14 protein-coding genes and 1 tRNA gene are annotated in these 14399 nt (G+C 38.5%); 9 read left to right on the forward strand and 6 right to left on the reverse strand.

Going from position 1 to position 14399, the window contains the following annotated elements; translation table 11 throughout:
* Positions 1-563, reverse strand: a 563-nt coding sequence (locus tag PN497_RS03050; RefSeq protein ID WP_272109573.1) for a tetratricopeptide repeat protein, incomplete at its 3' end; no start/stop codon positions are given.
* Between the two features lie 443 nt (positions 564-1006).
* On the opposite strand from PN497_RS03050, the gene PN497_RS03055 reads away from it, so the two are divergent.
* Positions 1007-1969: an RpnC/YadD family protein gene (locus PN497_RS03055; protein ID WP_096566834.1), complete on the forward strand. Its 963-nt coding sequence runs from the start codon at positions 1007-1009 to the stop codon at positions 1967-1969.
* A gap of 157 nt (positions 1970-2126) precedes the next feature.
* Here PN497_RS03055 and tatA read toward each other — a convergent pair whose 3' ends face one another.
* The 3 genes from tatA to PN497_RS03070 form a co-directional block, all read right to left on the reverse strand.
* Entirely contained in the window at positions 2127-2294 is a 168-nt protein-coding gene (tatA, locus tag PN497_RS03060; RefSeq protein WP_096566832.1) for a twin-arginine translocase TatA/TatE family subunit, read from the reverse strand.
* Between the two features lie 273 nt (positions 2295-2567).
* The gene (locus PN497_RS03065; RefSeq protein ID WP_096566830.1) at positions 2568-2888 is read right to left on the reverse strand and encodes an RNA recognition motif domain-containing protein; all 321 of its coding nucleotides are present in this window, start codon (positions 2886-2888) and stop codon (positions 2568-2570) included.
* 483 nt (positions 2889-3371) lie between these two features.
* A complete protein-coding gene (locus PN497_RS03070) occupies positions 3372-3908 on the reverse strand; it encodes a phycobiliprotein lyase (protein ID WP_096566828.1) in 537 nt (178 codons plus the stop codon).
* 449 nt (positions 3909-4357) lie between these two features.
* Here PN497_RS03070 and PN497_RS03075 point away from each other — a divergent pair, with 449 nt between their 5' ends.
* Both PN497_RS03075 and PN497_RS03080 read left to right on the forward strand, forming a co-directional pair.
* The gene (locus PN497_RS03075) at positions 4358-5746 is read left to right on the forward strand and encodes an efflux RND transporter periplasmic adaptor subunit (RefSeq protein ID WP_096566826.1); all 1389 of its coding nucleotides are present in this window, start codon (positions 4358-4360) and stop codon (positions 5744-5746) included.
* A gap of 67 nt (positions 5747-5813) precedes the next feature.
* A complete protein-coding gene (locus PN497_RS03080) occupies positions 5814-9032 on the forward strand; it encodes an efflux RND transporter permease subunit (protein ID WP_096566824.1) in 3219 nt (1072 codons plus the stop codon).
* 407 nt (positions 9033-9439) lie between these two features.
* Here PN497_RS03080 and PN497_RS03085 read toward each other — a convergent pair whose 3' ends face one another.
* Positions 9440-10495: a glycosyltransferase gene (locus PN497_RS03085; protein ID WP_096566822.1), complete on the reverse strand. Its 1056-nt coding sequence runs from the start codon at positions 10493-10495 to the stop codon at positions 9440-9442.
* A gap of 149 nt (positions 10496-10644) precedes the next feature.
* Positions 10645-10773 (reverse strand): hypothetical protein, encoded by a 129-nt coding sequence (locus PN497_RS03090; RefSeq protein ID WP_272109576.1) that lies wholly within the window; start codon positions 10771-10773, stop codon positions 10645-10647.
* A gap of 345 nt (positions 10774-11118) precedes the next feature.
* Between PN497_RS03090 and rplS the strand changes: the two genes are divergently transcribed.
* The 6 genes from rplS to rplA all read left to right on the forward strand — a co-directional run bounded on the left by rplS (position 11119) and on the right by rplA (position 14059).
* Positions 11119-11481, forward strand: a complete 363-nt coding sequence (gene rplS, locus PN497_RS03095; RefSeq protein WP_096566817.1) for a 50S ribosomal protein L19 — start codon at positions 11119-11121, stop codon at positions 11479-11481.
* Positions 11482-11633: 152 nt separating this feature from the next.
* Positions 11634-11706, forward strand: a tRNA-Trp gene (locus PN497_RS03100).
* A gap of 198 nt (positions 11707-11904) precedes the next feature.
* Positions 11905-12126 (forward strand): preprotein translocase subunit SecE, encoded by a 222-nt coding sequence (gene secE / locus PN497_RS03105; protein ID WP_096566815.1) that lies wholly within the window; start codon positions 11905-11907, stop codon positions 12124-12126.
* Positions 12126-12752 (forward strand): transcription termination/antitermination protein NusG, encoded by a 627-nt coding sequence (gene nusG / locus PN497_RS03110; RefSeq protein ID WP_096566813.1) that lies wholly within the window; start codon positions 12126-12128, stop codon positions 12750-12752. Before secE ends, nusG begins: the two co-directional genes overlap by 1 nt.
* Before the next feature lie 6 nt (positions 12753-12758).
* Complete coding sequence (rplK, locus tag PN497_RS03115) at positions 12759-13184, forward strand: 50S ribosomal protein L11 (protein ID WP_096566811.1); 426 nt, start codon at positions 12759-12761, stop codon at positions 13182-13184.
* A gap of 158 nt (positions 13185-13342) precedes the next feature.
* Complete coding sequence (gene rplA, locus PN497_RS03120; RefSeq protein ID WP_096566809.1) at positions 13343-14059, forward strand: 50S ribosomal protein L1; 717 nt, start codon at positions 13343-13345, stop codon at positions 14057-14059.
* Positions 14060-14399: the final 340 nt, after the last annotated feature.

Genomic DNA, 14399 nt, shown 5'->3' on the forward strand with positions numbered 1-14399 from the left:
GCTAAGGCTTTACCATAGCTAGTTAATGCTATTATATCATCAGGATTAATTTTTAAAGACCTCTCAAAAATATCACAAGCTTTTTCATAATTTCCCGACTCAGCTAAGGCTTTACCATAGCTATTTAAAGTTATTATGTTATTAGTTTCAAGTTGTAAAGATTGCTCAAAAAGTACAAAAGCTTTTTCGTAACATTTTAATTTCAATAAAACTTTACTATATGTACTTAATACCTTTAAATTATTTGGTTCAATTTGTAAAGCCTTGTCAAGAATATTTAATGCTTTATCATAATTAGCAACCTGAAATAAAGCACTTCCATAATTTCTCAGAATACTAACATGATTTGGTTCAATTTGTAGAGCTTTTTCAAAAATGGTTAATGCTTCTTTTATTTTATTTAGTTTTCCTAGAGATTGTCCATGAATTTTCAAAGCCTCAATATTATCTGGTTCAATTTCTAAAACTTGTTGAATAATGGCAATAGCTTGTTTACTGTCTCGATTCTTCAGTAAATCGTCAGCTTTGTTAATTAAAGATTGGATATCATGATTATTAATCATAGTTGATTTTTTAAATTTAAAGGAATCCAGGGAATAAATTCCCTGTCTCAAAGCCAAAGTCGGTTAAAACCGACTAGAATCTAGTTTAATTTACTGAGGGAATGTTTGACAATTATATCCTGTAAATCCTGATTCTGACATCTTTATGCAATCCATGAGTCAGGGAATAAATTCCCTGTCTTAAAGCTAAAGTCGGTTAAAACCGACTAGAATCTAGTGTAATTTACTATTTAACAATCACATCCTGAAAATCCTTAAATCCTGTACTTCGACTTACTTCGACATAGTTCGACTGCGCCCTTCGACACCGCTCAGTACAAGCTCACTAACCGCTCAGTAACCAGATATCCTGATTCAGACAAAAAAATTTTGACTTTTGACTTTTGACTTTTGACTTCCCGAAGGGTGTCCTGATTCAGACAATAACATTAACAGGGGCAAGAATGACAGAAACAACCGCCAATTATGATCAAACATGGAAAGAAGCAATCACCCAATATTTTGAATCATTTATCCAATTCTTTTACCCCAATCTACACCAAAAAATTGATTGGAGTAAAACCCCCATCTCCTTAGATAAAGAACTAGAACAAATCACCGCATCTAGTCAAACTAAAAAACGTTATGCGGATAAATTGTTTCAAGTGTGGTTATTAAACAATGAAATCATCTGGATTTTGATCCACATAGAGGTACAAAGTCAATATGACAAAGAATTTACCCAAAGAATGTACATCTATAACTATCGTTCCTTTGATTTATTTCATAAACCAGTTATTAGTTTAGCAATTTTAGGAGATGAAGACGCAAAATGGCGACCAAATAATTATGAATATGGCATAGATGATAGTTTCGTAAAAATGCAATTTAGTATTGTGAAACTATTAGACTATCAATGGGAAGAACTAACCACCAGTAACAATTTGTTTGCTATAATAGTCATGGCACATCTGAAAACCAAAGCCACGACTAAAGACTTCACGCAACGAGAACAATGGAAATGGAACATAGTCAGACCATTATATCAAAAGGGTTTAACTAGATTTGATATTATCAATTTAGTTAAATTCATTGATAAAATGATGACCTTACCACCACCATTACAAACTACATTCAACCAGAAATTAGAACAACATGAAAAGGAGTTAAATATGCCTTTTATCAGTCCTATTGAAGAAATGGCAGAAGAACGAGGTGAAGCCAAAGGTGCTAGAAAAAACTGCCAAAACAATATTATCAAAATTCTGTCCAATAGATTTAATAATGTTCCCGAATTGATGAGCGATTCTCTCAAGAAAATTGAGGATATGACTATTCTGGAAAATCTCCTGTTAGCAAGTATTAGTGTTAATTCTTTGGAGGAATTTCAAAAGTTAATTGATGCAGAATTGCAGCAAAATCAATGATATAATATCCCTGATTACTTCTATTATGAGGAAATCAGGGATTTATCAAAATCCTCATCCTGTAAATCCTAAAATCCTGTACTTCGACTTACTTCGACTGCGCTCACTAACCGCTCAGTACAAGTCGCTCAGTAACCAGAAATCCTGATTCAGACAATTATGATTGTTCTGAATTATCATCTTCATCAGTCTTTCTAATTCCCTCTTGGAAATTTCTCAAACTCTTTCCCAATACTCCCCCCAACTCAGGAATTTTCTTGGGTCCAAAAATCAAAATTGCAACTATGGCAATAATTACTACTTCCGGCCATCCTAATCCAAACATAGAATTTTCCTCTTGAGTCACTTTAGGTTAACTATACAATTTATTCTATTCACGGTGAATAACGGGTGGGTGCAACTCATGGAGATAAATGAAAATCTCTAAAACTGCTTTCCCTATTTCTTTAATTTCATTTTCTGCAAACTTTCTCCCAGTTTGTAAGTATTGCTCTAGGGTTTAGTATGTTAGTTAAAAACCGAAAAACCAAAAAACAACCCACCCCGGAGTCGGAATGGGTTAATTTTATTTAAAACGAATTAAGAATTTAGGGTAGACTTAGTAGCGATTGCGACCACCGCCGCCACCACCGTAACCACCACGACCACCACCACCACCGTAACCACCACCACGGTCTTCTTTAGGTCTAGCTTTATTTACTTTTAAGCCACGACCCATCCACTCAGCACCATCAAGTGCTTCAATAGCTGCTGTTTCTTCCGCTTCTGAACCCATTTCTACGAAAGCAAAGCCACGTAAACGGCCTGTTTCCCGGTCAGTGGGGATTTGTACACGCTTTACAGTACCATATTCTGCAAATACAGATGTCAAAGCATCCTGTGTAACTTCATAAGAAAGATTGCCTACGTAAACTGACATATTATGTCTCCAAAATCACGAGTTTGTAGAGATTTAGATTTCGGAGAGCAGTCTGTAAATACCACAAGTAAAAAGCCTGTCAATACTAACAACAAAACGCTAATCGCCGAATTAACTCTCTCCATTATTATTACACATAAATCAAGTTTTTGGAGTAAGACTTTACAAAAATTTCATAAATTTTATCAAAACCTTTGTCAGCCGTTTAAGTTTGGGTAGAGGCTAGTAATTCAAGCTGATAACTGATGGTTATCAAGAAAATCCTGACTACAATCCTTGACATCACCGGGAGCATCCCAATGAAAGAAAAAATAAACGTGGCCACTGCGAAAACTCTCTTACACTCTCTTGCCTTTGTGTCCTTTGCGTCCTTTGCGGTTCAATCATATCAGACCCTGGGATAATTGTCTGTTGTTAGATAAAAATAAACTTACACATTTGGGATGCTCCCGACATCATCAAGCCTACAACAAATCAATTAGTTTAAACTCGCTTTTCCAAGTATTGCCCAATCATCAACTGCTCACCAGCACGGGAAACAATACTTTGTCGGGTGCGATATTTATCACCGATGAGTTTAATTTCTTCCTCAAATACAGAATTATTGTACTCAGTTCGCAAACACAGAGTTTTCAGACTGGGGAAATAATATTGTGCTGTGACTGGTTTAGTAGTGGCAAAACCGCGATCGCGATACAAAATATTTCCCCAAGCACCAAACACAGTCACACCACTAGCTTCTTTTTTAGCGTTGTGTAAATCTGTACTTTCCCAAGTAACTTTTGCACCACAAGTTAAGCTTTCTAAATCCTGCAAATCATGTAACTGAGCCAGCTTTTGCAATTCATCATCCCCTTGTTGCAAAAAATGAATGGTAATAATACTTACCATTTCCTTGGTTTCTCCTTCGGGTAAAGTGTAATAGCGTCTTTCAGAGCGCCATTCACCTACAGAAGCTTGGAAAAACTCAGCAATTTGCTGTTCATCAGCAGTTAGGGCAATTTTCAGCAGTAATGTCACTTGTTACTTTCCTCACCTAAAAGTCAATGTGTTGCTTTGGTGGTTACACCTGCAATATTCTATCTGGGATATAAAAGCAAGCTTTGTTTAATATTCTTAATATATACACAAAAACCTGAAAAATACCAGTTCGTTTGGCACATTTTTCATAAATGGCTGGGTAATGAAAAACTCCCAGGAATAAATCATGACTAATTTCCTATTACTTATTGGTGGCAAAATCTTTATACTAACTTTATAATTTTTAGGATTGTCAGCAATTCTATACATCAATATCCATAGGATATGGTGAAAATTCTGTCAGTTTTATTGAGGAAAAAAAGTTATTTGGAATACATAAATAAATAGCTGAATTTTGATTGCTATTTTTGATTATTCATACCTATTCCAAAGTATTGGCTAATAAATGGCTGTAAGAGTGCAAATACTGCCCAAGTGGAGAAAAATTCATGGTTTTGGACCCAAATAAGTCACAAAAACAGGTGAAAACATCAACTCCTATAGTTGTCAGCCCAGTGATCAATAAGCTGATGAATAAGCATAATTTATTCATATTCTGTCTGCTGTTACTGGGATTACTAACAACCAGTTGTGGTTCATTACCAAAAGAATCAGCAGAAGCCCAATCGAAGCGGACTGGTGGTGGAGAAAGAGCAAATAGAGAAACATCTGTAGATATAGCGATCGCCCGCACACAAGAACTGCGTCCCCCAGCGGACTATATTGGTAACACCACCCCATATCGGACAGTATCAGTGCGATCGCAAGTAGAAGGAAGACTGATATCCTTAAATATGGATGTTGGCGATACAGTCAAACAAGGGCAAATCATCGGCCAGTTAGATGATGTTCTATTGATCACAGCATTACAGCAAGCAGAAGCAGAACTAGCAACCAGCCAATCAGAAGTAGCCAGGGCAATGACCCAAGTAAGTAACGCTCAAACGGAAGTAGAAAAAGCAAAGTTAGAACTCATCCAAGCCCAATCAGACTCCCAAAGACAGCAACAATTATTCAAAGAAGGAGCAATTTCCGAACAAGCAGCCCAACAAGCTCGCACCAAAGCCCAAACAACCCAAAAAGCCCTACAAGCCACTATTGAAAGAGTCCGTACAGAAAAACAAGCCGTAGCAGCCGCCCAAGGTAGAGTATTTGCCCAACAAGCAGTAGTCAAAGCCGCCAAAGAACGCCGTTCCTACTCCCGTTTAATCTCCCCCATCACCGGCGTAGTTACAGAAAAAGTCACAGAACCCGGTAATCTCCTACAACCAGGAAGCGAAGTCTTAAAAATTGCTGACTTGAGTCGAATTAAAGTAGTAGTTCAAGTTTCTGAATTAGAACTAGCAAAAATTCAAGTAGGGCAATCTGTACAAGTGCGTTTAGATGCCTTCCCCGATCAAAACATCATTGGTAGAGTAGCGCGTATTTCTCCATCTGCTGATCCTACAGCCCGTTTAGTACCCATAGAAGTAGTCATTCCCAACAGTGGCGGGAAAATAGGTAGCGGACTACTAACAAGAGTGAATTTTACCACTCAGACACCACAGCGAGTAGTAGTATCACAAACAGCAATTAATAGCAAAGACAAAGAAACATCAGCAGAAATGAACAACGGCACAATTTTTGTTGTTCAAGAAACTGACGGTAAAACCAAGGTAAAAGAAAAATCGGTAACATTGGGTAAAAAAGTTGATGGTAACGTCGAAATTCTTTCAGGGTTACAACCAGGAGAAAGTTATATTGTTCGCAGTAGTAAGCCATTAAAAGATGGTGAAGTTGTCAAATTATCAATTTTGTCAGAAAAAGATTTAAACAAACCGCAAAGAAAGAACTTGTAAATTTTTTTAGCAGTTTCAACTCTGTCACCTGTCACCTGTCACCTGTCACCTATCACCTGCTATAAAGATGCAAATCACAAACAACAAAGGCTTTAGTATCAGCGCCATTTCTATCCGTCAGCATATTGGTACATTGATGCTGACCTTAGCAGTAATTGTCATTGGTTTATTTTTCATTATTCGTTTACCTGTAGATTTACTGCCATCTATTACCTATCCTCGTATTGGTGTGATAATAGAAGCACCGGGAATTTCTCCAGAAGTAGCAGTTGATGAAATTACAAAACCACTAGAAGAAGCTTTTTCAGCCACAGAAGGAGTAATTCAAGTTTTTTCCCAGACTCGTGAAGGTCAAGTCAGTTTAAATTTATATTTTCAACCAGGGGGAAATATTGATCAAGCACTAAATGATGCTACCGCTACTTTTAACCGAGCGAGAAATAGATTACCAGACACCATAGAAGAACCACGAATCTTTAAATTCGACCCTTCCCAACTACCTGTTTATGAATTTGCGCTCACTTCACCTACACTGAAAAATGTTGATTTGCGCGTTTTTGCCGAAGAAGAATTAGCCCGTGAATTAGGTGTAGTACCAGGAGTTGCAGTTGTAGATGTATCAGGAGGAGTGCAAGAAGAAGTTAGAGTAAATATAGATTTAGATCGTCTCCAAGCTATTGGTGTCGGTTTGACTGATGTGTTAAACGAACTGCAAAATCGTAATCAAGATATATCTGGGGGAAGAATTTTAGGAGCCAATTCTGAACCGTTAACCCGGACAGTGGGACGCTTCAAAAATGCAGAAGAAATTAATAATATTTCCTTTGAAGTATCTGCACCTAATTCAAATATCAAAAATCGTGTTTATTTGCGTGACTTTGCCCAAGTTATTGACGGATCAGAAAAACAAAGATTGTACGTTTTACTCAATGGTCAAGAAGCAGTAAAAGTCAGCATTCAAAAACAAGCAGATGCTAATACTGTCAACGTTGTTGATGGAGTTAAAAAAAGATTACAAGAACTGAAAGAAGCGGGTGTTATTCCTGCGGAAGCAACTCTCACAGGAACTTTAGATGAGTCAATATTTATTCGTAATTCCTTAGCTAATGTGACTTCTTCTGGTTTAATTGGTTCAGGTTTAGCAGCGATCGCTGTATTACTGTTTCTTGGTTCTTTACGGCAAACATTCATTATTGTTCTATCTATACCTTTAGCCACATTAGCAGCTATTATTATGATGGGAATGTTCGGCTTATCCCTGAATATTTTTAGCTTAGGTGGTTTAGCATTAGGAGTGGGAATTGTGGTTGATAATTCCATCGTCATGTTAGAAAATATTGCCGCAGGAATTAATCAAACTAAACTACAAAATCACACATCAGAATTATCAACATCAGCAATTATTCAACAAGCAGAAAAAAGTAGTCGAGAAGTTGAATCAGCTTTACTTGCTTCTACCAGTACAAACTTAGTTGCAGTATTACCATTTTTGCTGATAGGGGGTTTTATATCATTACTATTTAATGAATTAATTCTCACGATTAGTTTTGCAGTAGCAGCTTCAATTTTAATTGCTGTTACTGTTGTTCCCATGTTGACATCACGATTATTAGCTTTACCCTTTTCTAGTTCTTTAAATAATTTTTGGTTTTTCCGGGAATTTAATCGTCGTTTTGATGGAGCAACAAGATTATATAGCAGTTTCCTATCTGGAATATTGCGTTGGCGGTTATTAACAATTGCGATCGCTATCATTTTCTTTGGTGCTGGTAGTGTGTGGATGTCTCCCCAAATTCCCCAAGAAATTCTTCCTCAAATAAACACCGGACAAGCTAGTTTATTTGCTCAATTTCCCCCCGGTACACCATTAGAAACTAACCAAAAAGTTATGCAAGTTGTAGATGACATTTTGCGTCAGCAACCAGAAACAGAATATGTCTTTTCTACAGTTGGTGGTTTTCTGTTTGGTGGTAATAGTAATCCTAATCCTTTGCGAAGTTCTAGTACCATTACCCTCAAACCAAACTCAGATATAGAGACTTATATTGAGCGTGTAACTAAAGAATTTAGCAAACTGAATTTAGTAGATATTCGACTGCGTTTAGCACCTGGAAGAGTGCGGGGTTTATTTCTTAATAACTCTCCTATTCGTGGTGCTGATGTTGATATAATTTTGCAGGGAAATGATACCAATACTTTAGAAAAAGCAGGACGAGAACTACTAGCAACTTTAGACGAGAAAATTACTTCAGTCAGATTCCGTCCAGATACAGATCCACGTCAACCTGAAATTCAGATTGTACCTGACTGGGAACGAGTGGCCAATGTGGGTTTAAATACTCAAGATATTGGCGAAACAATTAAAACCGCAATTACAGGTACTGTACCCACCCAATTACAACGCAATAACCGCTTGGTAGATGTGCGAGTAGAATTAAATGAAGAAGCGGTAAAAACAACTTCTCAGCTAGAAAGATTACCCTTATTTGTAGAAGGTAATCAACAAATTAGATTGAGTGATGTAGCGACAATTGTTGAAGGAAAAGCACCCGGAGAAATTCAAAGAATTAACCAGCGTCAAGTCTTTTTAATTGCAGGTAATTTAGCAGAAGGAGCAAGTTTGGGTCAAGCATTAGAGCAAGTAGATGAAGTAATTAAAAATGCCAATTTCCCTGAAGGTGTAAGTCCTTTACCCAGTGCAGCAGCAGAATCAAATCAACAATTACAAAACTCGTTGCAACTTCTAGGAGGGTTAGCAATATTTTTAGTTTTTGTAGTGATGGCTGTACAATATAATTCTCTTGTTGATCCTTTAGTAATTCTGTTTACTATTCCTCTTGCTTTAGCTGGGGGGATTTTTGGACTTTACATCACCGAAACTGCCATTGGTGCAACAGTAATTGTGGGTGCAGTTTTATTAGTAGGTATTGTGGTAAATAACGCCATTATCATGGTAGAATTAGCAAATCAAATTCAGGAACGCGAACAAGTTGATCGTCGCACCGCAATTTTAAAAGCTGCACCTCAACGTTTACGTCCGATTTTAATGACAACAATTACCACAGTTTTAGGGATGTTTCCCCTAGCTTTAGGAGTTGGGGAAGGTTCAGAATTTCTGCAACCATTAGGTGTAGTAGTCTTTTCCGGCTTGTCTTTAGCAACACTGCTCACCTTGTTTATTATTCCTTGTTTTTACACTCTATTGCATGATTTAATTGGTGGCAGTTGGGCAAAACCAGTATTTATCAAGTTGCGGATCTGGAAAAAAAATTTCAAGAAAGCATAATTCGTAATTTGTAGGAGAGAAAATATCCCCGATCTCTTTAAGAAGTCAGGGATCTAAATTTAACCCACATTCCGCACCCTAAACTGTCACACGACGAAGATTGGTCGTTTGGGGATTTGAGATTGGCGAACTGCTTGCAGCAGCGCTTCGCTATCGCCATCTAAGATTTCGACCTTTTTGTATCAAAATTATCCTCAACTTGGCTTAAAAACCGAAATTACCGATTGTGACACTGGGGGTGCGGAATGTGGGATTTAATGCAGTAGTTTGTAAGTAGGTCAACATAATTAAACGTAAAATAGGAAGTGGATAGATCCCCGACTTCTTTAACAAGTCGGGGATCTGGGTATTACGTTTTTTTAGGTTGAGTTACTTAAGCATTCAAATTCTTGCTGACTGCTGAATGATTACACTAATTCTTGATACACGGCTAAAGTTTCTTGATGCACACGGGTAACATTGAGAGATTCTAAATTTTTCTGTGCGCGATATTTCCACATTTTCAAAGTATCTGCGTTACTTAATAAATTTGCTAATGCTTCAGCTAAAGCTAGACTATTTTGAGCAGGAACTAAAAGCCCAGCTTGTCCATGATCCAAAGCTTCTGGGATACCGTCTACCTGTGTAGCGACAATAGCAGTACCAGCTTCTCTAGCTTCTGAAATTACTAAAGGACATGGATCACGGTGAGAAGCAAGGACAAAAATATCACAAGCTAGAAGGTAGCGTTGCGGTTGTGGTTGAAAACCTTCAAAATGAATACGATCAGCTACGGTAGTTGATTTTGCTTGTTCTTCAAATATCTCTCTATCTGGACCATTTCCCACTAAATAAAGATGTGCTGTAGGAAAGTCTAAGGCAATTTTCTCAAAAGCAGTAATTAACTCAGTGATACCTTTACGTTTATACATTCCTGCTACAGTAGCGATCGCTGGATGTTGTAATTTTAAAGGTTGATAATCTGATATGTTACCAGTTCGTGGACTTCCCAAAGTTCCATTGCGTACTACCCGCAATTTATTTTCAGGTATACCACGTCGCACCATCGAAATTTGCACAGCTTTACTAACAGCTATTACCCTTTCAGATAAACCCATCAATAAACTAGCACTCTGGAATTCATTGTGTACAGTGGAAACTAAAGTATACTGATTTCTGAATTTCAAAATTCTTGCTAAAACTATTCCCGTCATCATGTGGGCATGAAGAATATCTGGATGGAATTCTTGCACAATTTTTCGATAACCCACGGCAGCTTTGAGAATATTTATCGGTTGGCGATTCTGGTCTAATTTGTAGTGTTTAACACCAAATTTTTCCAATAATGTTTCATATTCTCCTCCACCGGAAATTACTGCTACATCATATCCAGTTTTTGCTTGTAAACAAGCCAGATCCACAGCCACATTAACGATTCCATTTCCAATTTTCTGAACGTGATTTAATATGTGTATAATCCTCATGAGCTTAAAAAATATTCAAATTTGACAGTTTTTTTTACACTGTGGGAGACAGCAGGAAAAGGAAACACAATAAACTCAATATCAATCCAGCATAGAGAATTCAAAAATCAATCTGAATTCATCAATAAAACAGGCTTAATGTTCCGCTTTTAATCTAAATTCTGTAATTCATGTCGCCACAATATATGAACAATACTATTTCTAGTGTTGATGCTCTGTTGTTTATAATTTTTATGTTCTGAACAGCGATATTTCTTCTCAACGATATACAGCATCATAAGATTTTTTATCTTTCCCCAGAAATATATTTTGATTAAATGCAAATTTCAGAGGATGTTTAAAAAAATGTGTTGCAATTCTAGATATTTTCTGCAAATAATGTCTCAAATTTACAAGGGGTCAGTAGGAGGCAGGGAAAGAAAAATTAATTTTTTTCTCCTGATAGGGCAGCTTGGCATCAGCCATACTTCTGATAGTGGAGCTTGGCTTAAGCCTGACTTCTGCCTTCTGACTGCTGACTCCCAGAAATTCTCACCAGGAACTTACATTAAATATCTGGACTATCAGGCAGTTATAGATTTATGATTGATGATCGTGGGTTTTTTTCAAAAAATAACTAGAATATGAACGTGCAAGAAGTAATCCGCTCTATAGAAGCGGAACACCTAAAATCCGATCTACCCGAAATTTATGTAGGTGATACAGTGCGGGTAGGAGTGAAAATTAAAGAAGGCGATAAATACCGAGTCCAACCATACGAGGGAGTGGTAATAGGTAAACGCAATGGCGGAATTAACGAAACAATTACCGTGCGTCGTGTATTTCAAGGTGTAGGCGTTGAGCGAGTATTTTTGCTGCACTCACCCCGCATTGATAACATCAAAGTAGTGCGTCGTGGTAAAGTCAGACGCGCTAAACTATACTACTTGCGTCAATTATCTGGTAAAGCTACCCGGATTAAACAACGGTTTGACCGCGCCCTGTGATGCAGTTAGTCCTGGGAAAAAACCAGGAAACTCAAGCCAAAAGCGGCATCTGCCGCTGACTTGACTTTCTGAAAAAATTAAGTTACACTAAAAAAGGAATTGTGTTAAACTAAAAAAAGTTCAGCGCAATCCCTGAAACAAAGATAGCTTGTGCGCTCTTAGTTCAGTTGGTAGAACGCAGGTCTCCAAAACCTGATGTCGGGGGTTCAAGTCCTCCAGGGCGCGCTCAAAAGCAAAAAATATAGCCCGAAACAAAAACGCATCTGCTAAAATAGCAGCCAGCGTTGATTATTTCGGGTCTAATTATTTTTTACTGATAGCTGAATTTGTTTACTGTAAATTGGGTCGAAGCTGTGAATAATTGTCAGCCTTGGTGCAAAATAACAAGGTGAAACGATGTAAGAAACGGGGGGTATAACGACCGTGGCCAAAAAAAACGAAGCAGAAATGCCAGAAGCAGGCAATGGTTTTAGCTTAAACAACTTCTTCCAAGGAACAAAAGAAGAACTGGACAAAGTAGTTTGGCCAAGTCGGAAGCAGTTGGTGAGTGAATCAGCAGCTGTGTTATTAATGGTGACACTTTCCGCGTCTTTGATATATTTGGTCGATGGATTGTTTGCTTGGGCAGCAAAACAGGTATTCTGATGACTTCTGCAACAGACGAACCACGGGATTTGCAGACAGAGGAAGCACTAGGAACAGCGCAAAAAGAAGCCCGCTGGTATGCAGTGCAAGTAGCCTCTGGCTGTGAGAAGCGCGTGAAAACAAATTTAGAGCAACGTATCCAAACTTTTGATGTAGCTGATAAAATTATCCAAGTGGAAATACCCCATACACCAACGGTAAAGATCCGCAAAGACGGGAAACGTCAGCCATCAGAAGAGAAGGTTTTTCCGGGTTATGTTTTAGTTCGGATGGTAATGAGTGACGATACATGGCAAGTGGTAAGAAACACAACCCATGTAATTAACTTTGTCGGTGCAGAGCAAAAACGAGGCAGCGGCCGTGGTCGTGGTCACGTCAAGCCAGTACCTTTAAGTCATTCAGAAGTAGAACGTATATTCAAACAAACGACAGAACAAGAACCAGTAGTCAAAATTGATATGGCTACAGGTGATAAGATAATGGTGCTTTCTGGTCCGTTCAAGGATTTTGAAGGCGAGGTGATCGAAGTTTCGCCAGAACGGAGTAAACTAAAAGCTCTACTCTCGATTTTCGGACGAGATACACCAGTAGAATTGGAATTTAATCAGGTACAAAAACAGAGCTAAATCCAAATGGCGAAGAAAGTAGTAGCGGTCATTAAATTGGCCTTAAACGCTGGAAAAGCCAACCCAGCACCACCAGTTGGTCCCGCACTGGGTCAACATGGTGTTAACATCATGATGTTCTGCAAAGAGTACAACGCTAAAACAGCAGACCAAGCTGGAATGGTGATTCCTGTAGAAATTTCCGTGTTTGAAGACCGGAGTTTTACATTTGTACTCAAAACACCCCCAGCATCAGTTTTAATTCGCAAGGCAGCGAAAATTGAACGCGGTTCTGAACAACCCAACAAGAAAAAAGTTGGCAGTATTACCAAAGCGCAGTTACGGGAAATCGCCCAAACTAAACTGCCTGACCTCAATGCTAACGACATTGATGCAGCAATGAATATTGTGGCTGGAACAGCCAAAAACATGGGTGTTACCATCACAGATTAATAGGTGACAGGTGACAGGTGACAGGTGACAGTAAAAAAGAGTAATGAAACCTGATAACTAGCAGCCGACCTATAACAAAATCTAAAATCCAAAATCTAAAATCTAAAATTGTATCGGGGGAGAAGTGAGAAACTTCGAGAACACCCCAGGAGCAAAAAATGGGCAAGAAAATATCACGCCGTTTACAGGCGTTGCTAGAAAAAGTAGAAGATAGGGATTACGCTCCCTTAGATGCGTTAGCTCTGTTAAAAGAAACAGCAACAGCAAAATTTCCCGAAGCCGCAGAAGCGCATATCCGGCTAGGGATTGACCCCAAGTATACAGACCAACAACTGCGGACAACGGTAGCACTGCCCAAAGGTACGGGTCAGGTAGTGCGTGTAGCAGTAATCGCCAGAGGCGAAAAAGTAACAGAAGCCACTAATGCTGGTGCGGATATCGCTGGTTCTGAAGAACTGATTGACGAGATTCAGAAAGGCATGATGGACTTTGACAAACTCATTGCTACTCCTGATGTAATGCCACAGGTAGCAAAACTGGGTAAATTGCTTGGTCCTCGTGGCTTGATGCCATCACCCAAAGGTGGTACAGTAACATTTGACGTTGCCAGTGCGATCGCCGAATTTAAAGCTGGTAAATTAGAATTTCGTGCTGATCGGACAGGCATTGTTCATGTTATGTTTGGTAAAGCATCATTTACCCCTGAAGATTTGTTAGTCAACCTCAAAGCATTGCAAGAAACAATTGACCGTAACCGTCCTTCAGGAGCAAAAGGCCGTTATTGGCGTACATTCTACGTCTCTGCTACAATGGGTCCTTCAATTAAAGTTGATATCAACGCCCTCAGAGATTTAAAAGTAACTGACGCTGCATAATTAGGTAATTGGTAATGGGTAATTGGGAATAGGTGAATATAAACCAATGACCAATGACTAAATACCAATGACCCTGAAACGAGACGCAAGCCCCTGACTTTTAGACATGGGGATAAGTCGATAGCGACCTTAGTCGCATTAAAACGATTGACTGGCTTTAGCCACAGTGGTATAATAGTGAAAAAGTGAGTAAAAAAACCATCTACGTGAAGAAACATCCTAGTGCGGAGAAATCCCGGCAACGGACATATCCAACTTGATTTGGAATAGTTAAAGGGCAAATAATGGCAGGATGTTGAGCGTACCTAACTGGCATTGTGATGGACTCACCAAAGCAAAA

The organism is Sphaerospermopsis kisseleviana CS-549, from assembly GCF_028329225.1.
Taxonomy (GTDB): domain Bacteria; phylum Cyanobacteriota; class Cyanobacteriia; order Cyanobacteriales; family Nostocaceae; genus Sphaerospermopsis; species Sphaerospermopsis kisseleviana.

Excerpts from the sequence above, each read along its gene's own strand:
- tatA (WP_096566832.1), bottom strand. The coding sequence starts at position 2,294 with ATGTTTGGATTAGGATGGCCGGAAGTAGTAATTATTGCCATAGTTGCA.
- PN497_RS03065 (WP_096566830.1), bottom strand. The coding sequence starts at position 2,888 with ATGTCAGTTTACGTAGGCAATCTTTCTTATGAAGTTACACAGGATGCT.
- PN497_RS03090 (WP_272109576.1), bottom strand. The coding sequence starts at position 10,773 with ATGATGCTGTATATCGTTGAGAAGAAATATCGCTGTTCAGAACATAAA.
- PN497_RS03055 (WP_096566834.1), top strand. The coding sequence starts at position 1,007 with ATGACAGAAACAACCGCCAATTATGATCAAACATGGAAAGAAGCAATC.
- PN497_RS03085 (WP_096566822.1), bottom strand. The coding sequence starts at position 10,495 with ATGAGGATTATACACATATTAAATCACGTTCAGAAAATTGGAAATGGA.
- PN497_RS03075 (WP_096566826.1), top strand. The coding sequence starts at position 4,358 with ATGGTTTTGGACCCAAATAAGTCACAAAAACAGGTGAAAACATCAACT.
- PN497_RS03080 (WP_096566824.1), top strand. The coding sequence starts at position 5,814 with ATGCAAATCACAAACAACAAAGGCTTTAGTATCAGCGCCATTTCTATC.
- rplK (WP_096566811.1), top strand. The coding sequence starts at position 12,759 with ATGGCGAAGAAAGTAGTAGCGGTCATTAAATTGGCCTTAAACGCTGGA.
- rplS (WP_096566817.1), top strand. The coding sequence starts at position 11,119 with ATGAACGTGCAAGAAGTAATCCGCTCTATAGAAGCGGAACACCTAAAA.
- rplA (WP_096566809.1), top strand. The coding sequence starts at position 13,343 with ATGGGCAAGAAAATATCACGCCGTTTACAGGCGTTGCTAGAAAAAGTA.
- nusG (WP_096566813.1), top strand. The coding sequence starts at position 12,126 with ATGACTTCTGCAACAGACGAACCACGGGATTTGCAGACAGAGGAAGCA.